Annotated in this window: 23 protein-coding genes and 3 pseudogenes; 8 read left to right on the top strand and 18 right to left on the bottom strand. The window is 69.6% G+C overall.

Translation table 11 applies throughout. From position 1 onward, the window contains the following. Positions 1 to 50: 50 nt before the first annotated feature. From RMT89_RS27730 to RMT89_RS27765, 8 genes are all read right to left on the bottom strand, one after another. Positions 51 to 1,517, bottom strand: coding sequence for a histidinol-phosphate transaminase (locus RMT89_RS27730; protein WP_315886513.1), 1,467 nt, complete (start codon positions 1,515 to 1,517; stop codon positions 51 to 53). A gap of 126 nt (positions 1,518 to 1,643) precedes the next feature. Next, positions 1,644 to 2,789 (bottom strand): aldose epimerase family protein, encoded by a 1,146-nt coding sequence (locus tag RMT89_RS27735; RefSeq protein ID WP_315886514.1) that lies wholly within the window; start codon positions 2,787 to 2,789, stop codon positions 1,644 to 1,646. 56 nt (positions 2,790 to 2,845) lie between these two features. Beyond that, positions 2,846 to 4,090 carry a multiple monosaccharide ABC transporter permease gene (gene mmsB, locus RMT89_RS27740; protein WP_315886515.1) on the bottom strand — a complete coding sequence of 415 codons (1,245 nt, stop codon included), beginning with the start codon at positions 4,088 to 4,090 and terminating at the stop codon, positions 2,846 to 2,848. After that, the gene (gene mmsA / locus RMT89_RS27745) at positions 4,087 to 5,637 is read right to left on the bottom strand and encodes a multiple monosaccharide ABC transporter ATP-binding protein (protein ID WP_315886516.1); all 1,551 of its coding nucleotides are present in this window, start codon (positions 5,635 to 5,637) and stop codon (positions 4,087 to 4,089) included. Before mmsA ends, mmsB begins: the two co-directional genes overlap by 4 nt. A 32-nt stretch (positions 5,638 to 5,669) precedes the next feature. Next, on the bottom strand, positions 5,670 to 6,788 hold the full coding sequence (gene chvE, locus RMT89_RS27750; RefSeq protein ID WP_315886517.1) for a multiple monosaccharide ABC transporter substrate-binding protein: 1,119 nt from the start codon (positions 6,786 to 6,788) through the stop codon (positions 5,670 to 5,672). A 90-nt stretch (positions 6,789 to 6,878) separates the two neighbouring features. After that, complete coding sequence (locus RMT89_RS27755) at positions 6,879 to 7,841, bottom strand: hypothetical protein (RefSeq protein WP_315886518.1); 963 nt, start codon at positions 7,839 to 7,841, stop codon at positions 6,879 to 6,881. Positions 7,842 to 8,165: 324 nt separating this feature from the next. After that, positions 8,166 to 9,200 carry an alcohol dehydrogenase catalytic domain-containing protein gene (locus RMT89_RS27760; protein WP_315886519.1) on the bottom strand — a complete coding sequence of 345 codons (1,035 nt, stop codon included), beginning with the start codon at positions 9,198 to 9,200 and terminating at the stop codon, positions 8,166 to 8,168. Next, a complete protein-coding gene (locus RMT89_RS27765) occupies positions 9,197 to 10,360 on the bottom strand; it encodes a mandelate racemase/muconate lactonizing enzyme family protein (protein WP_315886520.1) in 1,164 nt (387 codons plus the stop codon). The genes RMT89_RS27760 and RMT89_RS27765 overlap by 4 nt, the downstream gene beginning before the upstream one ends. Before the next feature lie 291 nt (positions 10,361 to 10,651). On the opposite strand from RMT89_RS27765, the gene RMT89_RS27770 reads away from it, so the two are divergent. Then, positions 10,652 to 11,449: a hypothetical protein gene (locus RMT89_RS27770; RefSeq protein WP_315886521.1), complete on the top strand. Its 798-nt coding sequence runs from the start codon at positions 10,652 to 10,654 to the stop codon at positions 11,447 to 11,449. An 80-nt stretch (positions 11,450 to 11,529) separates the two neighbouring features. On the opposite strand, the gene RMT89_RS27775 is transcribed toward RMT89_RS27770, so the two are convergent. Continuing rightward, on the bottom strand, positions 11,530 to 11,967 hold the full coding sequence (locus RMT89_RS27775) for a MarR family transcriptional regulator (protein ID WP_315886522.1): 438 nt from the start codon (positions 11,965 to 11,967) through the stop codon (positions 11,530 to 11,532). A gap of 106 nt (positions 11,968 to 12,073) precedes the next feature. Here RMT89_RS27775 and RMT89_RS27780 point away from each other — a divergent pair, with 106 nt between their 5' ends. Beyond that, complete coding sequence (locus RMT89_RS27780) at positions 12,074 to 13,072, top strand: NADP-dependent oxidoreductase (RefSeq protein ID WP_315886523.1); 999 nt, start codon at positions 12,074 to 12,076, stop codon at positions 13,070 to 13,072. Positions 13,073 to 13,178: 106 nt separating this feature from the next. Continuing rightward, the gene (locus tag RMT89_RS27785; RefSeq protein WP_315886524.1) at positions 13,179 to 13,598 is read left to right on the top strand and encodes an organic hydroperoxide resistance protein; all 420 of its coding nucleotides are present in this window, start codon (positions 13,179 to 13,181) and stop codon (positions 13,596 to 13,598) included. A gap of 62 nt (positions 13,599 to 13,660) precedes the next feature. Here the strand turns inward: RMT89_RS27785 and RMT89_RS27790 are convergent. Continuing rightward, positions 13,661 to 13,987, bottom strand: a pseudogene (locus tag RMT89_RS27790) (EstA family serine hydrolase); the annotation flags it as partial. 246 nt (positions 13,988 to 14,233) lie between these two features. Between RMT89_RS27790 and RMT89_RS27795 the strand changes: the two are divergent. Then, positions 14,234 to 15,046 carry an EI24 domain-containing protein gene (locus tag RMT89_RS27795; protein ID WP_315886525.1) on the top strand — a complete coding sequence of 271 codons (813 nt, stop codon included), beginning with the start codon at positions 14,234 to 14,236 and terminating at the stop codon, positions 15,044 to 15,046. On the opposite strand, the pseudogene RMT89_RS27800 reads toward RMT89_RS27795, so the two are convergent. Then, positions 15,003 to 15,242: pseudogene (locus RMT89_RS27800) on the bottom strand (pyroglutamyl peptidase); the annotation flags it as partial. The gene RMT89_RS27795 and the pseudogene RMT89_RS27800 overlap by 44 nt on opposite strands. On the opposite strand from RMT89_RS27800, the pseudogene RMT89_RS27805 reads away from it, so the two are divergent. Continuing rightward, positions 15,227 to 15,850, top strand: a pseudogene (locus RMT89_RS27805) (fibronectin type III-like domain-contianing protein); the annotation flags it as partial. The pseudogenes RMT89_RS27800 and RMT89_RS27805 overlap by 16 nt on opposite strands. A gap of 68 nt (positions 15,851 to 15,918) precedes the next feature. Here RMT89_RS27805 and RMT89_RS27810 read toward each other — a convergent pair. Together RMT89_RS27810 and RMT89_RS27815 are read right to left on the bottom strand one after the other, a co-directional pair. Then, positions 15,919 to 16,893 carry an aldose epimerase family protein gene (locus RMT89_RS27810; RefSeq protein ID WP_315886526.1) on the bottom strand — a complete coding sequence of 325 codons (975 nt, stop codon included), beginning with the start codon at positions 16,891 to 16,893 and terminating at the stop codon, positions 15,919 to 15,921. Positions 16,894 to 16,908: 15 nt separating this feature from the next. After that, the gene (locus RMT89_RS27815) at positions 16,909 to 17,802 is read right to left on the bottom strand and encodes an SGNH/GDSL hydrolase family protein (protein WP_315886527.1); all 894 of its coding nucleotides are present in this window, start codon (positions 17,800 to 17,802) and stop codon (positions 16,909 to 16,911) included. A 256-nt stretch (positions 17,803 to 18,058) separates the two neighbouring features. Here RMT89_RS27815 and RMT89_RS27820 point away from each other — a divergent pair, with 256 nt between their 5' ends. Next, positions 18,059 to 18,553 carry a DUF3145 domain-containing protein gene (locus RMT89_RS27820; protein ID WP_315886528.1) on the top strand — a complete coding sequence of 165 codons (495 nt, stop codon included), beginning with the start codon at positions 18,059 to 18,061 and terminating at the stop codon, positions 18,551 to 18,553. Between the two features lie 66 nt (positions 18,554 to 18,619). On the opposite strand, the gene RMT89_RS27825 is transcribed toward RMT89_RS27820, so the two are convergent. The 5 genes from RMT89_RS27825 to fasR all read right to left on the bottom strand — a co-directional run bounded on the left by RMT89_RS27825 (position 18,620) and on the right by fasR (position 23,561). Then, a complete protein-coding gene (locus RMT89_RS27825) occupies positions 18,620 to 19,891 on the bottom strand; it encodes a beta-ketoacyl-[acyl-carrier-protein] synthase family protein (RefSeq protein WP_315886529.1) in 1,272 nt (423 codons plus the stop codon). Positions 19,892 to 19,977: 86 nt separating this feature from the next. Next, positions 19,978 to 20,226 carry an acyl carrier protein gene (locus RMT89_RS27830; RefSeq protein ID WP_015660680.1) on the bottom strand — a complete coding sequence of 83 codons (249 nt, stop codon included), beginning with the start codon at positions 20,224 to 20,226 and terminating at the stop codon, positions 19,978 to 19,980. Between the two features lie 106 nt (positions 20,227 to 20,332). After that, positions 20,333 to 21,334 carry a ketoacyl-ACP synthase III gene (locus tag RMT89_RS27835; protein WP_315886530.1) on the bottom strand — a complete coding sequence of 334 codons (1,002 nt, stop codon included), beginning with the start codon at positions 21,332 to 21,334 and terminating at the stop codon, positions 20,333 to 20,335. A 17-nt stretch (positions 21,335 to 21,351) separates the two neighbouring features. After that, positions 21,352 to 22,266: an ACP S-malonyltransferase gene (locus tag RMT89_RS27840; RefSeq protein ID WP_315886531.1), complete on the bottom strand. Its 915-nt coding sequence runs from the start codon at positions 22,264 to 22,266 to the stop codon at positions 21,352 to 21,354. 89 nt (positions 22,267 to 22,355) lie between these two features. After that, positions 22,356 to 23,561: a fatty acid biosynthesis transcriptional regulator FasR gene (gene fasR, locus RMT89_RS27845; protein ID WP_315886532.1), complete on the bottom strand. Its 1,206-nt coding sequence runs from the start codon at positions 23,559 to 23,561 to the stop codon at positions 22,356 to 22,358. A 62-nt stretch (positions 23,562 to 23,623) separates the two neighbouring features. Here fasR and RMT89_RS27850 point away from each other — a divergent pair, with 62 nt between their 5' ends. Next, positions 23,624 to 24,298: a pirin family protein gene (locus tag RMT89_RS27850; protein ID WP_315886535.1), complete on the top strand. Its 675-nt coding sequence runs from the start codon at positions 23,624 to 23,626 to the stop codon at positions 24,296 to 24,298. Between the two features lie 13 nt (positions 24,299 to 24,311). After that, positions 24,312 to 24,510 (top strand): hypothetical protein (locus RMT89_RS27855; protein ID WP_399498490.1); only part of this gene is annotated, 199 nt, incomplete at its 3' end.

Genomic DNA, 24,510 nt, shown 5'->3' on the forward strand with positions numbered 1-24,510 from the left:
AATCCGCAGTGGCACCCCGCAAGCGCGGGCGAGCGCACCCACCCCTACGGTCACCCCATCCCGGCCGCGTTGGGCCACCCTCCGGCATGGGGCCACCCGGTGGCCGGGGCGGGGGCAAGCCCGGGCCCGGTAGTCCCACGGACCTGCGCCGCCGTGAGCCCGCCACGGGCAGGAACGCCAGGCGGCGTAGGCCCGGCGGCCGCCGCCGCAGGCATGGGCATCGGCATGGGGGCGGCCGGTGCCGGGGCCGGCATGGGAGTCGGCGCCGGCATGGGTGAAGGCATGGGCGACGGCATCGGAATACCCGCCCCGTTCGTCGACCCCACCAACCGATCCACGGCCGCCGTACCCGAGCTGTAGCTGGTCCCTGTAGCCAGCTCGGGCACGGCGGCCGCTCCCCTCCTGGTCCCGTAGAGCACCTGCTCCAGGCCGGACACCAGGCGACGCACGTCCACCTGGGGGCGCACCACGAGTCTCAGGAAGCGGCTGGACGACCCGATCTTGTTGCCGCACTCACGGACCAGGATCCGGTGCTCGGCGAGCAACCGGTCCCGGACGACGGTGCCTTCGGCACCCACGGGAAGCCGTACGAAAAGGAAGTTGCCCTGGGAGGGGTACACGGTCAGACCCGGCAGCGCGGCGAGCTGCGATGCCATGTCGAGCCGGTCCCGGCGCACCTGGTGCAGGCTCTCCGCGTACTCCGGACCGTGGTGCTTCAGCATGAACACCACGTGCTCGGCGAAGGCGTTGAGGTTCCACTTGGGGAGCATGGAACGGACCCGCCCCGCGAGCGCCGGGTTGGCGACCAGATACCCGAACCGTATGCCGTGCAGACCGAAGTTCTTGCCGAGGCTGCGCAGCACGATGACGTTGGGCCGCAGCATCGCCTCCTGCACCACCGAGGGCTCCGCCTCCGCGTCGGCGAACTCCAGGAACGACTCGTCGATGACGACCAGATCGAGATCGGCCATGGCGTCCATGAACTGCACGATGGCGTGCCGGTGCAGAAAGCCGCCGTCGGGGTTGTTGGGGTTGCAGATCACGGCGGCACGTGTGCCGCGGGCCCGGATGAACTCGGCGTACTGTGCGAGATCGAGGGCGAAGCCGCTGGACTCCTGGAGCGGAAACATGTCGACCCGCTTGCCGGTCTCCATGGGCTGGTCGGTCCAGCGGCCGAAGGTGGGGACGGGGACGGCGAGGGACTCGCGGACCAGCAGATGGTCGATCCAGGTGATCAGCTCGGTCGAGCCGTTGCCCATCGCGACGGCCTGCGGGGGGAGTTGGAGGAGGTTGCACAGCTCGGCCGTGATCGTGTCGGCGCTGCTGGGGTAGTACGTGATGATGTCGCGCAACCGGCCCGCCATGTCGTCGAACATGGCGGGCGTGGGGAAGTACGGGTTGCAGGGGATGCAGAAGTCGATCGGCCCGACCCCGTCACCGCCCTCACGGGTCAGCGACGCCATCGAGGGGCTGTGCGCCGCCGTGCTGCGGAACAGCGAGGTGACGTTCTCAGCCAAGGCAACCTCCGTCTGTGGGTGGCCCGTGCGGGGGAGCACGGGCCACCCTTGGATACGGATGCCTGTGTGGCGCTGTTCAACCTCTGTGAATCTCTTGGGAAGTTGTGAACAGGCTATGGTTCTGGCTCAGGCGCTGAACGAGTGCACCGTCGTCGTCCGGTACGTCTGACCCGGTCGCAGTGTGGTGGACGGGAACGACGGCTGGTTCGGCGAGTCCGGGAAGTGCTGTGTCTCCAGGCACAGGGCGTCACCCTGGCGGTAGATGGAGCCGCCGCTGCCGACGAGGGTGCCGTCGAGGAAGTTGCCCGAGTAGAACTGCAGGCCCGGCTCGGTCGTGGCGATCCTCATGGTGCGCCCGGAGGAGGGGTCCCGCAGCGTGGCCACCCACTCCGGCTTCGCGCTGATGCCCTTGTCCAGCACCCAGTTGTGGTCGATGCCCTTGCCGTACAGCAGCTGCTGGTGCGCGACCCGGATGTCCTCGCCGACGGTCTTGGTGCGGCGGAAGTCGAAGGGAGTGCCGGCCACCTTCGCCAGCTCACCCGTGGGGATCAGCCCCGAGTCGACCGGCGTGTAGCGGGAGGCGGCGATGGACAGCTCATGGTCGTAGATGGTGCCGCTGGACTCGCCGGCCAGGTTCCAGTAGACGTGGCTGGTGAGGTTGACGACGGTGGCCTTGTCGGTGGTGGCCTCGTAGTCGATGCGCCAGTCGCCGGAGCGGGTGAGGGTGTACGTCACCTTCGTCTTCAGCGTGCCGGGGTAGCCCATCTCGCCGTCGACGGACGTGTAGTAGAGATACAGGCCGACGTCGGAGCCCTTGGTGAACGGCTCGATGTCCCAGACGACCTTGTCGAAGCCCTTGGCTCCGCCGTGCAGGCTGTTCTCGCCGTCGTTGACGGACAGCTGGTAGTCCTTCCCGTCCAGGGTGAACCTGCCCTTGGCGATGCGGTTGCCGAACCGGCCGATCAGGGCGCCGAAGTAGGGGCTGGAGGAGACGTAGTCCTCGATGGTGTCGAAGCCCAGCGAGACATTGGTGTAGCGGCCGCGCCGGTCGGGGATCTCCAGGGACTGGACGATGCCGCCGTAGGAGAGGACCTTCAGCCGGGTCCCCCCGTTCTCCAGCGCCCAGCTGTAGATCTTCGTCCCGTCGGCGAGCTTGCCGAAGAGCGACTTCACCGGCCTGTGCCCTCCCGTGGCATGTGCGGTGCCGCTCAGAGCGGCGGTGACACCGGCGGCAGCGGCCCCGGCGATGACGGTGCGTCTGTTCAGTTCCATTGCAGCGGCTCCTGTGAAAGGAAGCGGGCCCCGCCTTCCGGCGGGGCCCGAGCGACTTACGAACCGACCTTGCGCTTGTTCCACACGTCGAACCCGACCGCGGCCAGCAGCACCATGCCCTTGATGACCTGCTGCCAGTCCGTGCCGATGCCGACGAGGTTCATACCGTTGTTCAGCACGCCCAGGACCAGACCGCCGATGATCGCGCCGAGCACGGTGCCGACACCGCCGCTCATCGACGCGCCGCCGATGAACGCGGCGGCGATGGCCTCCAGCTCGAAGTTGAGGCCGGCCTTGGGAGAGGCCGCGTTGAAGCGGGCGGCGAAGACCAGACCCGCCAGGGCCGCGAGCATGCCCATGTTCAGGAAGACCAGGAAGGTGACCTTCTTGTCCTTCACGCCCGACAGCTTGGCCGCGGGCAGGTTGCCGCCGATCGCGTAGATGTGGCGGCCGATGATCGCGTTGCGCATGAGGTAGCCGAAGCCGACCAGCAGCACCCCGAGGACCAGCAGGATGTACGGGGCGCCCTTGTAGCTGGCGAGCAGCATCGTCAGCGTCAGGATGGCGGCGCCGATCGCGACCAGCTTGAGCAGGAAGAGGTTGAGCGGTGGGACGTCCAGCGCGAACTCCTGCTGGCGGCGCCGGTCGCGGAACTCCTGGAAGAACACGAACGCGATCATCGCGAGACCGAGCAGCAGGGTGAGGTTGTGGTAGTTGGTGTTCGGGCCGACCTCGGGCATGAAGCCGTTGGAGACCTTCTGCAGCCCCTCCGGGAACGGGCCGAGGGTCTGGCCCTCCAGGAAGATCTCGGTCAGACCGCGGAAGATCAGCATGCCCGCGAGGGTGACGATGAAGGATGGTATGCCGCCGTAGGCGATGAAGAACCCTTGTACCGCGCCCGCCGCCGCGCCCATGGCGAGGCAGAGGATCACGGCGACCGGCCATGGGAGATCGTTCTTGACCATGAACACGGCGGCCATGGATCCGATGAACGCCGTCAGCGAGCCGACCGACAGGTCGATATGGCCCGCGATGATGACGAGCATCATGCCGATCGCGAGGATCAGGATGTAGCTGTTCTGCAGCACCAGGTTGGAGACGTTGCGCGGCAGCAGCAGGTCACCGTCGGTCCATACGGCGAACAGCACCACGATCAGGCCGAGGGCGATCAGCATGCCGTACTGGCGCATGTTGCGGCGCATGCCCTCCAGCACCAGCTGGAGCAGTCCGTCACCCGTGGCCGAACCGCCCTTGCCGGGCGGCGCCGGGGCCGGCGTCTTGGCGGTCACATCCGTGCTCATCGGGATACCTCTTTGTCCTTGGTCATCTGGCGCATCAGCGATTCCTGCGAGGCCTCGGCCCGCGAGAACTCACCGGTCAGCCGCCCCGCGGCCATCGTGTAGATGCGGTCACACATGCCGAGCAGCTCCGGCAGCTCGGAGGAGATGAAGACGACCGCCTTGCCCTGGGCGGCCAACTGGTCGATGACGGTGTAGATCTCGTACTTGGCGCCGACGTCGATGCCCCGGGTCGGCTCGTCCAGGATCAGCACATCGGGACCCGCGAAGATCCACTTGCTGAGGACGACCTTCTGCTGGTTGCCGCCCGACAGCTTGCCCACCGGTTCGAAGACGGTGGGCGCCTTGATGTTCATGGACTTGCGGAAGCCCTCGGCGACCTGCCGCTCCTCGTGCTCGTCCACCACGCCCCGCTTGGCGACCTTGCCCAGCGCGCTGAGCGAGATATTGCGGTTGATGGTGTCGATGAGGTTGAGGCCGTAGTGCTTGCGGTCCTCGGTGACGTAGGCGATGCCGTGCTTGACCGCCTCGGGGACGGACTTGGTACGGATCTCCGTGCCGTCCTTGAGGACCGTGCCGCCCGCGTACCGGCCGTAGGTCCGCCCGAAGACGCTCATCGCGAGTTCGGTGCGGCCCGCGCCCATCAGGCCCGCGATACCGACGATCTCGCCGCGCCGCACCTCGATCGACACATCGTCGACGACCTTGCGCTGCTGGTCGATGGGGTGGTGCACGGTCCAGTTGCGGATCTCAAGCGCCGGGGCCGCGCCCTCCTGCGGCCGGTGCGGGGTCCGGTCGGGGAAGCGGTGCTCCAGGTCACGGCCGACCATCCCGCTGATGATCCGGTCCTCGGTGGTCTCCTCGGCCTTCACATCGAGGGTCTCGATGGTCCGGCCGTCGCGCAGGATCGTCACCGAGTCCGCGACCTTGCGGATCTCGTTGAGCTTGTGGGAGATGATGATCGAGGTGATGCCCTGCTTCTTCAACTCCAGGATCAGATCGAGGAGTTTCCCGCTGTCCTCGTCGTTCAGGGCCGCGGTCGGCTCATCGAGGATGAGCAGCTTCACCTTCTTCGACAGCGCCTTCGCGATCTCCACCAGCTGCTGCTTGCCGACACCGATGTCGGCGACCCGGGTGTCGGGGTGATCGCTGAGCCCGACCCGGCGCAGCAGCTCGGTGGCGTGCCGCAGGGTCTCGGTCCAGCTGATGATCCCGCGGGTGGCGTGTTCGTTGCCGAGGAAGATGTTCTCGGCGATGGAGAGGTAGGGGATCAGCGCCAGTTCCTGGTGGATGATCACGATGCCGTGCTGCTCACTGGCCCGGATGTCCTTGAACTCGCAGGCCTCTCCCTCGAAGAGGATCTCGCCCTCGTACGTGCCGTGCGGGTGGACGCCGGAGAGGACCTTCATGAGGGTCGACTTGCCGGCGCCGTTCTCCCCGCAGATGGCGTGGACCTCGCCCTGCCGGACGGTCAGAGTGACGTCCGACAGCGCCTTGACGCCGGGAAAGGTCTTGACGATCGAGCGCATTTCCAGGACGGGTCCCGCCATGGTCGTGCCTTCCAATCAGTGGGAGTCGGCGGTTACTTGAGGTCGCTTTCCTTGATGTAGCCGGAGTCGACGACGACCTTCTGGTAGTTCGCCTTGTCCACGCTCACCGGCTCCAGCAGGTACGCCGGGACGACCTTGGAGCCGTTGTCGTAGGTCTTCTCGTCGTTGACCTCGGGCTTCTTGCCGTTGAGCACCGCGTCGACCATGTTCGAGGCCACCTTGGCGAGTTCGCGGGTGTCCTTGTAGACGGTCATCGACTGCTCGTCGGCGATGATCGACTTCACCGAGGCGACCTCGGCGTCCTGGCCCGTGACGATCGGCAGCGGCTTGGACTTGGAGCCGTAGTCGTCGGACTTCAGCGCCGACAGGATGCCGATGGAGATGCCGTCGTACGGCGAGAGCACCGCGTCGACCCGCTCGGACTTGTAGGCCGAGGTGAGGATGTCGTCCATGCGCTTCTGGGCGGTGCCGCCGTCCCAGCGCAGGGTGGTGACCTGGGTCAGGTTGGTCTGGCCGGAGCGGACGACGAGCTGCTTCTTGTCGATGTAGGGCTGCAGGACGTTCATCGCGCCCTGGAAGAAGTAGCGCGTGTTGTTGTCGTCGTTGGAGCCGGCGAACAGCTCGATGTTGAAGGGGCCCTTCGAAGCACCAGCGCCGTCCTTGAGGCCGAGCTTCTCGACGATGTAGGTGGCCTGGAGCTCGCCGACCTTCTCGTTGTCGAACGACGCGTAGTAGTCGACGTTCTCGGTGCCGAGGATCAGGCGGTCGTAGGAGATCACCGGGATGTCGGCGTCCTTGGCCTGCTGCAGGACGTTGTTCATCGACTTGTTGTCGATGGCCGCCACGATCAGGGCCTTCACACCCTGCGTGATCAGGTTCTCGATCTGCGAGACCTGCTGGTCGGGGTCGTCCTCGCCGTAGACCAGCCTGGTCTTGTAGCCCATGTCCTTGAGGTGCTTCTCCACGTTGGCGCCGTCGGCGATCCAGCGCTCGGAGGACTTGGTGGGCATCGCGATACCGATGGTGGCGCCTTCGGTGCTCCCCTTGCCCTCTTCGCCGCCGCCTTCGCTGTCCTGGCCGCAGGCGGTCAGGGTGAGGGCGAGGGTGGCGGCGGTGGCTATGGCGGAGAGTGCGGCTCTGCGGTTGCGCATGGTCATCTTCCTTGATGTCTCAGCGTGCAAGCGATGTGTGGGATTCTGTTTGGCTACGTCGCCTTGTGTGAAGAGGTGGCGTCGAAAACTTTATGAATATGTTTCGAAACGTCGGAGTTCGCCGGGCAGACGGGAGCCCAGCGGAGCCATGTCGCCGTCGGCGCCGTGCCGGGCGAGCAGGTCCAGGGCCAGGCGGCCGCGCCGCACGCGCTCCTTGGCGGTGGAGAGCGTGAGCTCCCGCAGGTGGTGGCCGTAGGGGTAGATCCCGGGCGTCTTGGACAGACCGAACTTCAGGTAGAGCGGTGCGCCGCGCCGGATCAGTTCGGCGACCTCGTACATCCGGACATATCCGCCGAGATCGTCGGGGGCCTCGATGTACATGTCCATCGGGGCGGCGGAGACCCGACGGATCTCCGTGAGATGGTCGAGCGTCAGATCGCTGGGCACATTGATCGAGTCGGCGCCCAGGTTCTCGTACACCGCGTACGCGGCCGGGTTGACCGGGCCGATCAGCGCGCTCACCTTGAGCGTGGTGTCGGCCGGGATGATCCCGGCGACCCGCGCCCGGTGCAGTGTCCACAGCACGCCCTCGTCGGCGACGAGCAGGCACTTGACGCCCAACTCCGTTGCCCGCACGGCGTCTTCGACGCAGCCGGCCACGGCGTCATGGCCACGGGCGCGCAGTCCGGCCCCCCGCGAGTCGGTGCGCGTGGAGCCGCCGATGTCCCAGGTGCCGCGTGGGCCGGTGAACAGGCAGAGTTCGATGTCGCGCTCGGCGGTCGCCTCCACCATCTCGGTGATCTCGGAGTCGGTCAGCATCCACACGCCGCTGCCCTGGCTGATCCGGTGGATCGGCACATCCAGGCGCGAGGCTTCCTTCAGGACGACGGCCAGCGCTTCGGGACCCTCGCACGAGGGGATCTCGGTGCGCCAGCGGCCGCCGCCCGGGAAGATATGGGGCGAGGCGTCGGCGGGGGAGAGGTCGGGCGCGCCCAGGCCGAGGGCGGCGAGCGTCTGCTCACCGGGTCGACGGGCTGCGGAAGCGTCGGTCACAAGCTGTCCTTCTTGTTCGATATTTCGGACGAAGTTCGCGGCTCTGGGTACGGAAAGGCTTGGATGTACGCCGGTGCGGGGGCCGTCAGGTAACCCCCGCACCGGCGTACGGCTGAAGGGCCTGCCCGGCGGATCAGGCCGGCGTCGCGGGCTCTGGCACGCACTCCCCCAGAGGGGGACCCCCAGCCGCGTTGTCGTCGGTCGCCGACGCTCCGCGTCGACTCCCTCCTCCGCCTTGCAACTGCACGCTCCCCCACGCTCGAACAACCTCGCGCGGGGGCACCCCCACCGACCCCGCTCGGCTCGGTTGCCATGCGCCGTTTGTCACACCCGGCCTGATCCGCCGGGCAGACCCTGGGGACGCAGGAGCACCTTGCCGACCTTGGGATCGCCGGACCCCACCAGCTCGATGGCCTGCGCGAACCCGTCCAGCGGCAGCTCGTGCGTGACCAGCGGCAGCGGATCGAGCAACCCGGCCGCGAACACCCGGGCCGTGTGCGCCCAGGCCTCCGGCGGCGCCCCGAAGACGGTGTGTACCTCCAGCTGCCGTACGACCAGATCCGTCGGGTCCAGACCCTCGGCGCCCGGCGCCGGGATACCCGTCAGGACCAGACGTCCGCCGCGCCTGAGCAGGGAGGCGGCGGTGCGCGCGGCGGACGCGGACCCGGCGGTCTCGATGACGACGTCGAAGTCGTCGGGGAGCTGCTGGTCCTTCGTACGGAAGTCGGTGGCGCCGAAGTCCTTCGACAGGGCGGCCCGGTCGGGCCGGGTGCCCACCACCAGCAGCTCGCCCGGCGATCCGGCCCGCAGGAACTGCACGGCGAACATGCCGAGCGTCCCGGTGCCGACCACCGCGACCCGCTCGCCCGGGCGGGCGTTCGCCTTGATCGCCGCGGCGGCGATACAGGCGGCGGGCTCCAGCAGCGCGGCCGCCGTCAGATCGCAGTCGTCCGGCAGCACGTGCAGCAGCCGGGCCGGCAGGGTGAGCGTGGTCGCCATCGCGCCGGGCTGGGTGAACCCGGTCTCCTCGTACCCGGCGGTGCACAGCGTGGTCTCACCGGCGTGACAGCGGTCGCAGACCTGGCAGTTGCGGAAGCCCTCGCCGACGACCTTGTGGCCGACGAGCGAGCCGGGCACCCCGGCGCCGACCGCCTGGACGGTCCCGGACCACTCGTGACCGGGGGTGAGCGGGTAACGGACGTACCCCTCGGGCCGGTTGCCCTGGTACACCTCGCGGTCGCTGCCGCAGATGCCGACCGCGTGGACGCGTACCAGCGCCTCCCCGGGGCCCGGCTCGCGCGGAGTGTGCTCGGCCAGCCGGTGCTCGCCGGGCGCCTCGATGACGACGGCGCTGCTCACTGGGTGCCCTTCGGCTTGCGCCGCTCCCAGCCCTCGGCCCACAGATCGAACCGGGCCTGCTGCTGCGGGAACTCGGCGGCGGCGTCGGCGTCGAACTCGACCCCGAGGCCGGGGGCGTCGGAGAGGTGGAAGCAGCCGTCCTCCGGGTTCACCTGCGGGGCGCCCTTGACGACCTTCTTGATCTCCGCGTCCGCGAAGTCGTTGAAGTGCTCCAGGATCTTGAAGTTCGGGGAGGTGAAACCGACCTGGAGGGAGGCGGCGGTCAGCACGGACCCGCCGACGTTGTGCGGGGCGACCAGCATGTAGTGCGTCTCCGCGGTCGCGGCCAGCTTGCGCGTCTCCCAGATGCCGCCGATGTGGCCGACATCGGGCTGGATGATGTCGACGGCCTGGCTCTCGAACAGCTCCCGGAACTCGATCCGGTCGTGGATCCGCTCACCGGTGGCGACCGGGATGTCGACTTTGGCGGCGACCTTCTCCAGCGCCTTGAGGTTCTCCGGCGGGCAGGGCTCCTCCAGCCAGGCGGGCTTGAAGGGCGCGAGCTCGTGCGCGAGCCGGACGGCGGTCGCCGGCGAGAACCGGCCGTGCATCTCCAGCATCAGCTCGGCGTCCGGTCCGATGGCGTCCCGCACGGCCTCGATGAGGGAGACGGCGTACAGCGTCTGCTGGTGGTCCAGCTCGAAGTGACCGGTGCCGAAGGGGTCGATCTTCAGCGCCCGGTAGCCGCGCTCCATGACCCCCTGGGCGGCCTTGTGGTACGCCTCGGGCGTCCGCTCGGTGGTGTACCAGCCGTTGGCGTACGCCTTGACCTTGTCGGTGACCTTGCCGCCCAGAAGCTGCCAGACCGGCACCCCGAGCGCCTTGCCCTTGATGTCCCAGCAGGCCATCTCGATGACGGCGATACCGGACATCACGATCTCACCCGCGCGCCCGTAGTCGCCGTACTTCATCCGGCGTACGAGGTCTTCCGCGGCGAACGGGTCGGAACCGAGAATGTGGTTGGCCTCGGCCTCTCTCAGATAGCCGATCAGCGCGTCGGTGTGGCCCAGCATCCGGGTCTCGCCGACTCCCGTGATCCCCTCGTCGGTGTGCACCTGTACATAGGTCAGGTTGCGCCACGGCGTTCCGACCACGTGTGTGCTGATTCCGGTGATGCGCACGGCAGTTGTCCCTCGCTGCGTCGTCGGCTCATTTGACGGTGCATCCGAGCGTGTTCGAAATTTCGTCACACGTTCGAAATGCTGACGTGACAGTAGGGAGGCGGTGGTGGGAGTGTCAATGGGTCGCACGCATAACGGTTTCGACACCGCTTTCGACACGGCTTTCGGTGGGCCATCGGTGACGGATGGGGCGTATACCTCAACCGGCGCGCCGGAAGGGGGAGTTCCGCACACAACCTTCACAGGCGGCCCTATGAACGTTATCTGTGCGGAACTTAGTCTTCCCGCGTCATGGACTACTGCCACCCGTGCCGACGGCACCTGAATGGCGCCCTCGCCTGCCCGGGCTGCGGCGCACCGGCCGAACAACTCCGCGCGTACGCGAGCGATGAGCCGACCTCGTACGACACGTACGACGCCGAGAGCGCGGCGGAGCCGGTCGGCGCGACCGAGGAGACCGGGCGACCCGGGGGCCGGGCGGCGGCGCGTCGGGCGGCGCGAGGACGGCGCGGACGGGGTGACGGCCACGAGGACTCCGCGGACTACGACGCCGAGGCCGAGGCCGAGGAGAGCGAGCCGGCGGCCGCCGGTACGAGCCGCCGCGACCGCAAGGCCGCCGCGCACCGTCGCCGCCGTCGCCGCACCCTGCTGATCACGGCGGGCTTCATCCTGGCCGCCGGTGGTCTGAGCCTCGCCGAGCTGGGCCTGGACGCCCCCGGTTCGCCCCCGGCTCCGGCCGCGGCGGGCGACACCTCGGCGGACGGGGGCTCGGAAGCGGAGGTCGGCGAAACGGCGGAGCCGATCAGCGGCGCGACGGACACGGTGTCGGGTCCGGCATCCCCGGATGCGCCGGCATCCCCCTCCCCGTCGAAGTCCAAGAAGGCCAAGGAATCCGAAAAGCCCGAGGACAAGCCGACGAAGGAAGCTCAGTCATCGGAGGCGGACGGCCCGGCTCCTTCGACGGCCCCAGACCCAACGACGGCCCCGGACCCGACCCCGACGGCGGACCCGACGACCCAGGAGCCGGAGCCGGAGCCGGAGCCGGAGCCGACAGAAACGTGCACGCGTTTCCTCTGGTGGTGCAGCTGACGGGATGTGCGAACCAGCGGCCGGCCAACCCCTGAGGGGCGCGGGGAACTGCGCGACAAGCCCCCACCGGCCCGCGGATGCTACGAACCCAGCATCCGCCGCAACAGATCCCGCAGGGAAAGCCGCTCCTCCTCCGAAAGCCCCGCCAGCGGCTCCCGGGCAAACCGCAACGACTCCCGCAGACTGCGAGCCACCCGCCGCCCCTCGTCCGTAGCGGCAGCGACCTTCACCCGTCGATCCGCGGGGTCGGACCGCCGCTCCACAAGCCCCCGCGACTCCAGCCGGTCAACAATCCCGGTCACATTCGACGGCTCGCACTTCAACCGCTGAGCCAGCTTCCGCATGGGCAGCGGCTCCAGCGACAGCAGACTGAGCAGCCGAGCCTGCGCACCGGTCAGCGCATGCGAATCCGCCGCGTGGTCGAAGTCCTGGTGGTAGCGGACCACCACGTTCCCGATCAGCTCGACCACTTCCATGGTCAGAGCGTCGGGGCGGAGGGTCTTCTGGTCAGTGGCCATGCGTTCCAGCGTACCCCGTTACTTGACATCCTGAAATATTCAGGCGCATGGTTGTTTCAGTTGCTGAAGTATTGCTCACGTATCTGCACCCGGAAAGGCACTCGTCATGATCAACCGCGAATGGCACCTGCTCAGCCGCCCCGTCGGCTGGCCGAAGCCCGAGGACTTCGCCCTGGTGGAGGCGGAGATCCGGCAGCCAGGGCCGGACGAGGTGCTGGTGCGGAACATGTACCTCTCGGTTGACCCGTACATGCGCGGCCGGATGAGCGCCGCCAAGTCCTATGTCGCCCCCTTCGAGCTCGGCAAGGTCATGCAGGGCGGCGCCGTCGGTGAGGTCGTCGCCTCGAACATCGACGGCATCGCCCCCGGCGACCACGTCCTGCACTTCGGCGGCTGGCGCGAGTACGCCACCGTCGGCGCCGGCCAGACGGTCAAGGTCGACGCGGACGCCGCGCCCCTGTCCACCTACCTCGGCGTCCTCGGCATGACCGGCCTCACCGCTTATGCCGGCCTGCTGCGCACCGCCGCCTTCAAGGAGGGTGACTCGGTCTTCGTCTCCGGCGCCGCGGGTGCCGTGGGCAGCCAGGTCGGCCAGATCGCCAAGCTCAAGGGTGCCTCCCGGGTGATCGGCTCGGCCGGCTCCGACGAGAAGGTCAAGCTGCTGGTCGAGGAGTACGGCTTCGACGCCGCGTTCAACTACAAGAACGGCAAGGTCGGCGACCAGTTGCGGGAGGCCGCCCCGGACGGGGTCGACGTGTACTTCGACAACGTCGGCGGCGACCACCTGGAGGCCGCGATCGGGCAGCTCAACCGGGGTGGCCGGATCGCGATCTGCGGCATGATCTCGGTCTACAACAACACCGAGCCCGCCCCCGGCCCGCGCAACCTCGCCCGTCTCATCCAGACCCGCGGCCGCATCGAGGGCCTCCTGGTCGGCGACCACTACGACCTCCAGCCGCAGTTCGTCCAGGAGGTGGGCCCCTGGGTCGCCTCGGGCGCGCTGAAGTACCGCGAGACGGTCGTCGAGGGCATCGAGAACAACCTGGAGGCGTTCCTCGGGGTTCTGCGCGGCGACAACACCGGAAAGATGATCGTCAAGCTCTGAGAGCCGGCAAGCCTTCCCCGCGCTTTCCGGCATGCGGTAACTTCTTTCCGAAACCGTCGTCGATCGTGGGCGCGAGTCGCGGCGGACCGAGGAGAGAAGACACCGCATGCCGATTCAGCAGTCCGACGTCCTGTACACCGCCGTGGCCACCGCGGAGAACGGCCGCGACGGCCGCGTGGCCACCGACGACGGCAGGCTCGACGTCGTCGTGAACCCGCCGGCCGTGATGGGCGGCAGCGGCGCCGGCACCAACCCGGAGCAGTTGTTCGCCGCCGGTTACAGCGCTTGCTTCCAGGGCGCCCTCGGCGTCGTGGCCCGCCAGGAGAACGCCGACATCACCGGCTCGACCGTCACCGCGAAGGTCGGCATCGGCAAGAACGACGAGGGCTTCGGCCTGATCGTCGAGATCTCCGCGAGCATCCCGAACGCCGACACGGAGACGGCCGCGAGCCTGCTCAAGAAGGCTCACGAGGTGTGCCCGTACTCGAAGGCGACGCGCGGGAACATCACCGTGACGCTGGTCTGACGCGGCTCGTTGCGTACGACGAAGGCCGCACCCTTGGACGTGGGGTGCGGCCTTCGCCTCTGTCACCCGGCCGGCGCCGCCGTGTGGACCGCCCGCACCAGCCGTACGTTCTCCGGTGCGGCCCCGCCCGGGAACGCGCACCGGCGCCGTGTGTAGCCGTAGGCCAGCCCGCTGCGGGGGTCGGCGAAGGCCTGGGAGCCGCCCGCGCCGCTGTGGCCGAAGGCGCCGGCGCCGAGGAACGGGTACCAGACGTCGGCCGTGGCCTGGAAGCCGAGCCCGAAGGCCTTGTGCGCCCGGGCCACCAGGTCGTAGCCCACGGAGTGGATCTGGCCGACCTCGGCCACGGTGTCCGGCTTCAGCAGCGGCGGCCGGCCCCACTCGCCGACCTCACGGAGGCGGCAGCGGCCACCCCGAAGGCGGCCCGCCCGGTGCTGATCGCCGGGGAGGAACTGCTGGTGGCGGGCCTGGAACAGCTCCAGCCCGGCTGCTGTCCGGGGCGTCCCGCGCGGGACGGGTCGCCCGGGCCGCGGCGGTACGGGTGTCGGCGGCGATGTCGCCTTCGGCGGAGCAGGGGGTGGTGGTCGCGGTGGCGGTGGGGTGACCGGGCCGTGGCGGCCGACCGATAGAGTTCTGCCATGCGCGATCTTGGGGTGGGTTTCCGCTATCTCCTGAAGGGCCAGCGGTGGGTGGCCCGGCACGGCAAGCAGTACGGCTTCGGGCTGGTTCCCGGCCTGATCGCTCTCGTCCTCTACGCGGCGGCGCTTGTCGCGCTGGCCCTGTGGGGCGAGGACTTCGTGGCCTGGGCGACCCCCTTCGCCGACGACTGGTCGAGCCCGTGGCTCGGCCTCTTCCGCGGCTTCCTGACCGCCGTGCTCTTCGCCCTGGCGCTGCTGCTGTCCGTCCTCACCTTCACCGCCGTCACCCTCCTGATCGGCCAGCCCTTCTACGAGAACCTCTCCGAGAAGGTCGACCGCGACGTCTCCCCGGACGGCACCGCCCCCGAGTCAGGCCTGCCCCTGATCCGCGAGCTGTGGATCTCGGCGCGGGACAGCCTGCGGATCGTCGTCCGGGCGGGAGTCTGGGCCGTCCTCCTCTTCGGTCTCGGCTTCATCCCGGTCGTCGGCCAGACGGCCGTACCGGTGATCGGCTTCCTCGTCACCGGCTTCTTCCTCACCGAGGAGCTCACCGCGGTGGCGATGCAGCGCCGACGCGTCGAACTCCGTGACCGGCTGGCCCTGCTCCGCTCCCGCAAGACCCTGGTGTGGGGCTTCGGCACACCCCTCGCCGTGGCCTTCCTGGTCCCGTTCGTAGCGGTGTTCCTGATGCCCGGCGCGGTGGCCGGAGCCACCCTCATGGCCCGCGAACTCCTCGGCGAGGAAACCGTCGAGGACGGCGACGAGGAGCTCAGCCCGCAGCTGTCGTCAGGATCGCCCGTACCTGGGCGATGATGTCCAGCCGGTTGCGCACGAACTCGGGGTCGGTGACCTCGGAGGTGTTCCCGGCCCCGAACTGCAGCACCGGCGTGTGCACATGCCCGGCCGGCAGTGTGTCGTGCAGCCCGAGCCGGTCCCGCAGCAGCGTCGCCCGGTAGGCGATCTCGTTGGAGAGGTAGTTCCCCCCGCCCCCGCAACTCCGGCTCCCCGGTGGAACTGCCGTGGCGCGAGGACGTCGCCGCCGTCCTGCTCAGCTGGTTCCCCGGCCAGGAGGGCGGAGCGGCCCTGGCGGACGTGCTGACCGGCGCGGAGGAGCCCGGCGGCCGGCTGCCCACCACCTGGGGCTCCCTGGCCGACGCCCCCGTCACCCAGGTCGTCCCCGCCGACGGCGAACTCCCGTACACCGAGGGCGTCTTCATCGGCTACCGAGCCTGGGAGAAGCACGGCCGCACCCCCTCGTACGCCTTCGGACACGGCCTCGGCTACACCGAGTGGACCTACCAGTCGCTGGAACTCGACGGGACGAGCGCGAGGATCCGGGTCCGCAACACCGGCGAGCGGCCCGGGCGCGAGGTCGTGCAGCTCTACCTGGCCCCGGCCGAGCCCGGCGCCGAGCGCCCGGCGCGGGTGCTGGCCGGATTCGCGCAGGTGGAGGCGGCACCGGGGGAGACGGCCGAGGCCGTCGTGGAAATCCCGCGCCGCGCCTTCGAGATCTGGGACGAGAAGACCAACTCATGGTCATTTGTGAAGGGTTCGTACGAGATCCAGGCCGGCCGCTCGATCACGGACCGCAGGCTCACCGGGACGATTAACGTCTGAGCCGGGACGCGTTGCCCATGAACAGCCCCGGTCCGGGACCTGACGCCCGGACCGGGGCTCATCTGCGCCTACCGTACGGAGAACGCGTACACCGTCTCCGAGCGGAACACCTCGCCGGGACGCAGCACCGTGCTCGGGAAGTCCGGCTGGTTCGGGGAGTCGGGGAAGTGCTGGGTCTCCAGGGCGATGCCGTCGCCGGGCGCGAACGGCTCGGAGAGGTGGTCGGCCGTGTACAGCTGGAGGCCCGGTTCGGTCGTCGACACCGTGAGCACCCGCCCGGACGACGGGTCGTGGAGCTCGGCCACCTCCACCGGTGCCGCGGTCACGCCCTTGTCGAGCACGAAGTTGTGGTCGTAACCGGCGCCCGCCTTGCGCGCCGCACGGAAGTCGAACCGCGTTCCCTCGACGTCCTCGACGCCCGTCGGGATCAGATCCGCGTCGACGGGAGTGAACCGGGAGGCGGCGATGCGCAGTTCATGCCCGCCCGCGTTCCCGGCACCGGACCCGGCCAGGTTGAAGTAGCTGTGGTTCGTCAGGTTCACCACGGTCGGCGCGTCGGTCACCGCCTCGTACGCGATCCGCAGCGCGCCCTCGGCGTCCAGGGTGTACGTCGCCGACACCTCAAGACGGCCCGGGAAGCCCTCCTCGCCGGGCCCGGCGACCCGGCTCAGCCGCACCCCGTGCCCGACCGGCTCCGCGTCCCACACCCGCTCGTCGAAGCCGCGCTCACCGCCGTGCAGACAGTTCGGGCCGTTGTTGCGCGGCAGCGCGTACGTCAGCCCGTCCAGCGTGAAACGGCCGCCCGCGATCCGGTTGGCGTACCGCCCGACCAGGGCACCGAAGTACGGCCCCGGATGCGCCGGATAGCCGTCGAGCTCCGCGAACCCCAGCACCACATTCCCGGGGACGCCCTCCCGGTCCGGGACCTTAACCGACTGCACGACCCCGCCGTACGTCAGCACCCGCACCCGCACGCCCGCCCGCTCCAGCGTCCAGCGGTGCACCGCCGTGCCGTCGGAAAGTGTGCCGAAGAGTTCGTTCATGTGCGGAACTTTAAGTCACCCGGATTTCGCCGTGACCGTCCGGTAGGCGATCTCGGCCAGCCGCGCCTGACCGTTCACACTCGGATGGAACCAGTCCCAGCGGCTCAGCTGCTGCGTCCCGAACCGGTACGCGTACACCGCACCCCCGTCGAACCGGCACCGCTTGTCCTTCGCGCACACCTTCTTCAGCACCTTGTTGTAGTCCTCGACCCGCTTCTGCACGGTCTCCCGCCGCAGCGTCGCCGCCGCGTCCAGCGAGTCCGCGTCACCGAGCATCGACGGGCAGATGCCCAGCTTCCACACCTGCTTGCCCAGCGCACTGGTCCGCCCCTGCGACCACAGCCGCTTCAGATCCGGCACGCTGGCCACATACACCTGCGCCGTCGGCAGCGCGCCCCGCAGCGTCCGCATGGACTCCTCGAACTGCGCGCGGAAGTCGGCCACCGAGGTCATCGCCTCGGTGGTGGCACGGCAGGCGTCGTTCGCCCCCGCCATCACCGCCACCAGCTCGGGCTTCCGCGTCGCCGCCTGCGCCATCTGCCTGGGCAGATCCGCCATCCGCGCCCCGGTCACCGCGTAGTTCCAGCTCCGCTCGGACGCCCCGGCCTCACCCAGCAGCCGTACGGCGAGACTGTCCACCTTCTCGCTGCTGCCGGTCGCCCACGACACCTCCGGGCAGTCCGAGAACACCGAGCAGGCGTCGAAGCCCCGGGTGATGGAGTCGCCGACGGCCGCGACCGATTCCGGGCTGCGATCCCACACCGGGGCCGGCTTCGGCTTCACGCGCTGCGCGTCCGTCCCCGACGGCCCCGGCGAGTTCCCTCCGACCGCATCACAGCCGGTGAGTCCCAGGACGGCCGCGGACAGCACGGCGAGCACGGCTCGTGAGCGGTGACCGGTCTTCCGCATCCGCTGCTGATCCCCTCGCTCGTCGGCTACTGCTCCCCTCCCCATACAACGCGTGGGAGTTCCCGAGCGCGCGCGATGCAACGGATCCGCCCCCTACAGGCGTCCTGCCGGGTGAATGGCGGGTGTTTCAGGGCACCGGGACCGACGGTACGTCACACTCCTTGCGCCGCCGCACGGTAGCCTCGCCATCAACGTGGCTGACCGGCCACGGCCGTCTGCCAGTTCGCACAATGTCCCGCTCTGCCCGGAGGTCCCGGTGACGACACGTGGAGTTCTGTACGTGCACTCCGCGCCGCGCGCGCTGTGCCCGCACGTCGAGTGGGCCGTCGCCGGGGTGCTCGGCACACGCGTCAACCTCGACTGGATCCGGCAGCCCGCCGCCCCCGGCACCTGGCGCTCGGAGTTCTCCTGGCAGGGCGAGGTCGGCACCGCCTCCAAGCTGGCGTCGGCCCTGCGCGGCTGGCACCTGCTGCGCTTCGAGGTCACGGCCGAGCCCTGCGCCAAGGCCGAGGGCGAGCGCTACAGCTGCACCCCCGACCTCGGCATCTTCCACGCGGTGACCGGAATCCACGGCGACATCCTGATCCCCGAGGACCGCCTGCGCGCGGCCCTGACCCGCTCCCAGCACGGTGAGACGGACCTGGAGGCGGAGATCGCCAAACTCCTGGGCAAGCCCTGGGACGACGAGTTGGAGCCCTTCCGGTACGCCGGTGAGGGAGCGCCGGTGCGCTGGCTGCACCAGGTGGTCTGAAGCTCGGACACACGAAGGGCCCCCACCTCGCCGGGTGGGGGCCCTTCACGTACGTACAGACGCTTCTCAGACCGTACGGAACGCCAGCACCACGTTGTGCCCGCCGAAGCCGAACGAGTCGTTCAGCGCGGCGATGCGGCCCTCGACCGGCAGCTTGCGGGCCTCGCCGCGGACCACGTCCGCGTTGGCCTCGGCCTCGGGGTCGAGGTTCTCGACGTTGATGGTCGGCGGAGCCACCCGGTGGTACAGGGCGAGCACGGTCGCGACCGTCTCGACGCCGCCCGCGCCACCGAGCAGATGCCCGGTCATCGACTTGGTCGCGGACACCGCGATGTGGTCGGTGTCGTCACCGAACACCTTCCGCAGCGCCTTCAGCTCGGCGATGTCACCGGCCGGCGTCGAGGTGGCGTGCGCGTTGACGTGCACGATCTCCGCGGGGTTCAGGTCCGTGCGCTCCAGCAGGTTCTGCAGCGCGTGGCTGATGCCACGCCCCTCAGGCTCCGGCTGCACGATGTCGTGGCTGTCGGCGGAGATGCCCTGTCCGACCGCCTCGGCGTACACCCGCGCCCCGCGCTTGGCGGCGTGCTCGGCGGACTCCAGGACGATCACGCCGGCGCCCTCGCCGAGGACGAAGCCGTCGCGCGCGACGTCGTAGGGGCGCGAGGCGCCCTCGGGGTTCTCGTTGTTCTTGGACATCGCCATCATGTTGCCGAACGCGGCGATGGGCAGCGGGTGGATCGCCGCCTCGGTGCCGCCGGCGACGACCACGTCGGCACGGCCGGAGCGGATCATCTCGATGGCGTAGCCGATGGCCTCGGCGCCCGAGGCACAGGCGGAGACCGGCGTGTGCACGCCCGCGCGGGCGCCCACGGCCAGACCCACGTTCGCGGAGGGGCCGTTCGGCATCAGCATGGGGACGGTGTGCGGGGAGACGCGGCGGACGCCCTTCTCCTTGAGCACGTCGTACTGGTCGAGCAGGGTCGTCACGCCACCGATGCCGGAGGCGATCACCGCACCGAGCCGGTCCGGGTCGATGCTGGAGTCCTCCCCGGCCTTGTCGGTGAAACCGGCGTCGGCCCAGGCCTCCTTCGCCGCGATCAGCGCGAACTGGGCCGAGCGGTCAAGGCGGCGGGCCTGCGGGCGCGCGATCACCTCGGTCGGCTCCACGGCGACGGGGGCGGCGATGCGGACCGCCTGGTCGGCGGCCCACTCCTGCTCCAGGGGCTTGACACCGGAACGTCCGGCGACGAGGCCCTCCCAGGTAGAGGCCGCGTCGCCACCCAGCGGTGTGGTTGCGCCGATACCGGTGACGACCACGGTGCGATTGGTCGAGCTCACGGGAATTCTTTCTCCAACGGGATACGAGGATTCAGCGGCGCCACCGCCGGGTGGCGGGGCCGGGCACTTCCGGCCTAAGCGGAAACTCAGGCCTGGTGCTTGAGGATGTAGTCGGTCGCGTCGCCGACCGTCTTGAGGTTCTTCACGTCCTCGTCCGGGATCTTGACGTCGAAGCGCTCTTCGGCGGCGACGACGACCTCGACCATGGACAGGGAGTCGACGTCCAGGTCGTCGGTGAAGGACTTGTCCAGCTGGACGTCCTCGACCGGGATGCCGGCGATCTCGTTCACGATGTCGGCGAGACCGGCGACGATCTCTTCCTGAGTGGCGGCCATGTCAGGCGCTCCTTCTTAGTGATCCAGAGGGTTTGGCAGTGCCCGCCGCGTGAGCGGCGGACAAGTACAGCCGTACCGGAGCTGATGATGATCCGGCACGGAGTGCCTAGGGGAGGGTAACGACAGTGGCGGCGTAGACGAGACCCGCCCCGAAGCCGATGACGAGCGCGGTGTCGCCGCTCTTCGCCTCGCCGGTCGCCAGAAGCCGCTCCATCGCGAGCGGAATCGAGGCGGCCGAGGTGTTGCCGGTGGTGCGCACATCGCGGGCGACCGTGACATGCTCCGGCAGTTTCAGCGTCTTCACCATCGAGTCGATGATCCGCTCGTTGGCCTGGTGGGGAATGAAGACGTCCAGGTCGTCCGGGCTGATCCCGGCCGCGTCCAGCGCCTGCTGGGCGACCTTCGCCATCTCGAACACGGCCCAGCGGAACACCGCCTGGCCCTCCTGCGTGATCGCAGGGAACTTGTCGACCGTGCCGGTGCGGTAGTCCGTCCACGGCACGGTCTGCTTGATCGTCTCGGACTTGTCGCCCTCGGAACCCCAGATGGTGGGGCCGATGGCCGGCTCCTGGGCGGGGCCCACGACGACCGCGCCGGCGCCGTCGCCGAACAGGAAGGCCGTCGCGCGGTCCTCCAGGTCGGTCAGGTCGCTGAGCCGCTCCACGCCGATGACGAGGACGTACTCCGCGCTGCCCTCGACGATCATGCCCTTGGCGAGGGTGAGGCCGTAGCCGAAGCCCGCACAGCCGGCCGAGATGTCGAAGGCGGCGGCCTTGTCCGTGCCGAGCTTGTCGGCGATCTCGGTGGCGACGGCCGGGGTCTGCCGGAAGTTCGAGACGGTCGAGACGATCACGCCGCCGATCTGCTCGGCGGAGATCCCGGCATCCGCGATCGCCTTGCCGGACGCCTCGACCGACATGGCGGCGACGGTCTCCTCGTCGGAGGCCCAGTGCCGGGTCTCGATGCCGGAGCGCGAGCGGATCCACTCGTCGGACGAGTCGATCTTCTCCAGGATCACCTCGTTGGGCACGACCCGGGTGGGGCGGTAGCCGCCCACACCGAGGATGCGCGCGTACGGGGCTCCCTTGCTGGGCCTGATCTTCGCCATGCTCTTCGGGCTCCTTGTCAGGCGCTGTGCTCTGCGATGAGCTCGCGAGCCGCGTCGAGGTCGTCGGGGGTCTTCAGGGCGAGCGTCTTCACACCGGGCAGCGCACGCTTGGCGAGGCCGGTCAGGGTGCCGCCGGGGCACACCTCCAGCAGCGCGGTGACGCCGAGCTCCTTGAAGGTCTCCATGCACAGGTCCCAGCGGACCGGGTTGGCGACCTGGCCGACCAGCCGGTCGAGCACCTCGGCGCCGGTGGCGACGGCCTTGCCGTCCTTGTTGGAGACGTAGGCGACCGTCGGGTCGGCGGGGGAGAGCTCCTTGGCGGCCTCGGCCAGCGCGTCCACGGCGGGAGCCATGTGGTGCGTGTGGAAGGCGCCCGCGACCTTCAGCGGAACGACCTTGCGCACCCCCTCGGGCTTGTCCTCGGCGAGCACGGCGAGCTGCTCCATCGTGCCCGCGGCCACGATCTGACCGGCGCCGTTGATGTTCGCCGGGGTCAGACCGAGCTTCTCCAGGTGCGCGACGGAGGTCTCCGGGTCGCCGCCGAGCAGCGCCGACATACCGGTCTCGGTGATCGCGGCGGCCGCCGCCATGGCCAGACCCCGCTTGCGTACGAGGGTCAGCGCGGCGGTGTCGTCCAGCACGCCCGCGAAGGCGGCGGCGGTGATCTCACCGACGCTGTGGCCCGCGACGGCGCCCGGGGACACGGCACCGAGTGCCGCGGCGGAGAGGATTCCGGCGGCGACGAGGAGCGGCTGGGCCACGGACGTGTCTCGGATCTCGTCCGCCTCGGCCTTGGTGCCGTAGTGGACGAGGTCGAGGCCGACGGCCTCCGACCAGGCGGCGACGCGGTCAGCGGCGCCGGGCAGGTCGAGCCAGGGAGTCAGGAAGCCGGGCGTCTGGGCGCCCTGGCCGGGAGCGACGAGTACGAGCACTCTCACACTCTCTCTTGGGGACGGCCACGGCCGCCCGTGGGGACAGGGACGAAGAACAGCAGGGGGTTTTGTGGAGCCCCGACAAAAGCCTATTGCTGGAGATCGCCGTCGACCAGACGTCCCAGGATCAGCGCGATCCGCAACGTGAACGCGGAGCGTACATCCGACGGCGACCAACCGGTGACGTCAGTCACACGTCGAAGCCGGTAGCGCACGGTGTTGGGGTGCACGAACAGCATCCGGGCGGCGCCTTCGAGACTGCTCGCCTGCTCCAGATAGACGGCGAGGGTCTCCAGAAGCGCGGACCCGGCCTCCTCCAGTGGTCTGTAGATCTCCTCCACCAATTGCTCGCGCGCGCTCGGATCTCCGGCGATGGCACGCTCCGGAAGCAGGTCGTCCGCCAGCACCGGGCGCGGGGCGTCCTGCCAGGCGGAACACGCCTTGAGGCCGGCCGCGGCGGCCTGCGCGGAGCGGGTGGCGGCGAGCAGATCGGGCACGATGGGCCCGGCCACCACGGGACCCGCGGCATAAGGCCCGATCAGCGACTTGGCGACGGCGAGCGGATTGTCGCTGCCCCCGGCGATGACGACGAGCCGGTCGCCGAGCACCCCGGTGAGCACTTGCAGCTTGGCGTGCCGGGCGGCCCGCCGGATGGCCTCGACGGTCAGCTCGGAGTCCCCGTCGGGTGCGGTCCCGAGGACGACACACACATGCTCGGGAGAGTTCCAGCCGAGCGCGGCGGCCCGGGAGACGGCCCCCTCGTCGGCCTCCCCGCTCAGCACGGCGTTGACCACGAGGGATTCAAGACGGGCGTCCCAGGCACCGCGTGCCTCGGCGGCCTGGGCGTAGACCTGGGCGGTGGCGAAGGCGATCTCGCGGGCGTAGACGAGGAGGGCCTCGCGCAGCACCGACTCGTCACCAGGGGCGGCCACCTCGTCGATGGCGGACTCCATGACCTCGATGGTCGTCCGCACCATCTCGACGGTCTGCCGCAGCGTGATCGCGCGGGTCAGCTCACGCGGGGCGGTCCCGAACACATCGGTGGAGATGGCCTGCGGAGCGTCGGGATGCCGGAACCACTCGGTGAAGGCGGCGATACCGGCCTGGGCCACGAGACCGATCCAGGAACGGTTCTCCGGGGGCATGGCCCGGTACCACGGCAGCGTCTCGTCCATGCGCGTGATGGCCTGCGCGGCCAGGCTGCCGGAGGACTTCTCCAGCCGCTTCAGGGTCGCGGGGTGCGGGTGGGCGGCGTGCGCTGCGGCTTCGGACTTGTGGGCTTCGGGTTCGGGCACGGGGACAAGACTGCCTTATCCGGACGGGAGTGTCCGCCGTCGGGGTCTACGGTGGGTCCGTGATGGACGTACGGCGCGCCGACGAGCGCTACCCAGGCGGCGACCCGGCGGCAGGAATCGACTCCCGGCACGCCTTCTCCTTCGGTCCCCACTACGACCCCGGCAACCTCCGCTTCGGCGCGATGATCGCGTGCAACGAGGAGCGGCTGACGCCGGGAGCGGGCTTCGACGAGCACCCCCACAGCCACACGGAGATCGTGACGTGGGTGGTGGAGGGCGAACTGACCCACCGCGACTCGACGGGCCACGAGACACGGGTCCGCCCCGGAGACGTCCAGCGCCTGAGCGCGGCGGCGGGCGTTTGTCACGTGGAACGCAACGACGCCACCGCCCCGCTCACCTTCGTCCAGACCTGGCTGGCTCCGCTGAACCCCGGCGGCACCCCGGCGTACGAGATCGTCCACGGCATCGCGGATTCGACGCCGTACGCGATCCCGGAGGCGGGCGCGATGCTGCATGTACGGCGGCTGGGGGCGGGGGAGCGGACGGCGGTGCCGGACGGGGCGTATGTGTACGTCCATGTCGTACGCGGCGAAGTGCGGCTCGACGGCGTCGAGTTGGGGCCGGGCGACGCGGCGCGGATCACGGACGCGCGGGACGTGGAGCTGGTCGCGCAGGCCGGTGCGGAAGTCCTGCTGTGGGAGATGGCGGCGGCGCTTTTCGAACGAGAGCTCTAAACGGTCCGCGGGCGTGGCCGTCAACACCTCGGTGAACGCCGGGCCCGGCATCGACACGATCACGACCGGCGGCGGCAACGACAGCATCAGCGCCAGTGACGGCGTCGGCGGCAACGACTGGGTGACCTGCGACGGCGGCTCCAACGACAGCGCGTTCGGCGACCCCGGCTCCAACGACAGCGCGTTCGGCGACCCCGGCTCCAACGACAGCG

It is taken from the genome of Streptomyces sp. P17, assembly GCF_032436805.1.
Taxonomy (GTDB): domain Bacteria; phylum Actinomycetota; class Actinomycetes; order Streptomycetales; family Streptomycetaceae; genus Streptomyces.

What these genes read in the sequence shown, in the direction of transcription:
- mmsB (WP_315886515.1), bottom strand. Translation starts at nt 4,090, where the DNA reads ATGAGCACGGATGTGACCGCCAAGACGCCGGCCCCGGCGCCGCCCGGC.
- RMT89_RS27735 (WP_315886514.1), bottom strand. Translation starts at nt 2,789, where the DNA reads ATGGAACTGAACAGACGCACCGTCATCGCCGGGGCCGCTGCCGCCGGT.
- RMT89_RS27785 (WP_315886524.1), top strand. Translation starts at nt 13,179, where the DNA reads ATGCCGATTCAGCAGTCCGACGTCCTGTACACCGCCGTGGCCACCGCG.
- mmsA (WP_315886516.1), bottom strand. Translation starts at nt 5,637, where the DNA reads ATGGCGGGACCCGTCCTGGAAATGCGCTCGATCGTCAAGACCTTTCCC.
- RMT89_RS27835 (WP_315886530.1), bottom strand. Translation starts at nt 21,334, where the DNA reads ATGGCGAAGATCAGGCCCAGCAAGGGAGCCCCGTACGCGCGCATCCTC.
- RMT89_RS27830 (WP_015660680.1), bottom strand. Translation starts at nt 20,226, where the DNA reads ATGGCCGCCACTCAGGAAGAGATCGTCGCCGGTCTCGCCGACATCGTG.
- chvE (WP_315886517.1), bottom strand. Translation starts at nt 6,788, where the DNA reads ATGCGCAACCGCAGAGCCGCACTCTCCGCCATAGCCACCGCCGCCACC.
- RMT89_RS27795 (WP_315886525.1), top strand. Translation starts at nt 14,234, where the DNA reads ATGCGCGATCTTGGGGTGGGTTTCCGCTATCTCCTGAAGGGCCAGCGG.
- RMT89_RS27775 (WP_315886522.1), bottom strand. Translation starts at nt 11,967, where the DNA reads ATGGCCACTGACCAGAAGACCCTCCGCCCCGACGCTCTGACCATGGAA.
- RMT89_RS27850 (WP_315886535.1), top strand. Translation starts at nt 23,624, where the DNA reads ATGGACGTACGGCGCGCCGACGAGCGCTACCCAGGCGGCGACCCGGCG.
- RMT89_RS27815 (WP_315886527.1), bottom strand. Translation starts at nt 17,802, where the DNA reads ATGCGGAAGACCGGTCACCGCTCACGAGCCGTGCTCGCCGTGCTGTCC.
- RMT89_RS27810 (WP_315886526.1), bottom strand. Translation starts at nt 16,893, where the DNA reads ATGAACGAACTCTTCGGCACACTTTCCGACGGCACGGCGGTGCACCGC.
- RMT89_RS27770 (WP_315886521.1), top strand. Translation starts at nt 10,652, where the DNA reads ATGGACTACTGCCACCCGTGCCGACGGCACCTGAATGGCGCCCTCGCC.
- RMT89_RS27780 (WP_315886523.1), top strand. Translation starts at nt 12,074, where the DNA reads ATGATCAACCGCGAATGGCACCTGCTCAGCCGCCCCGTCGGCTGGCCG.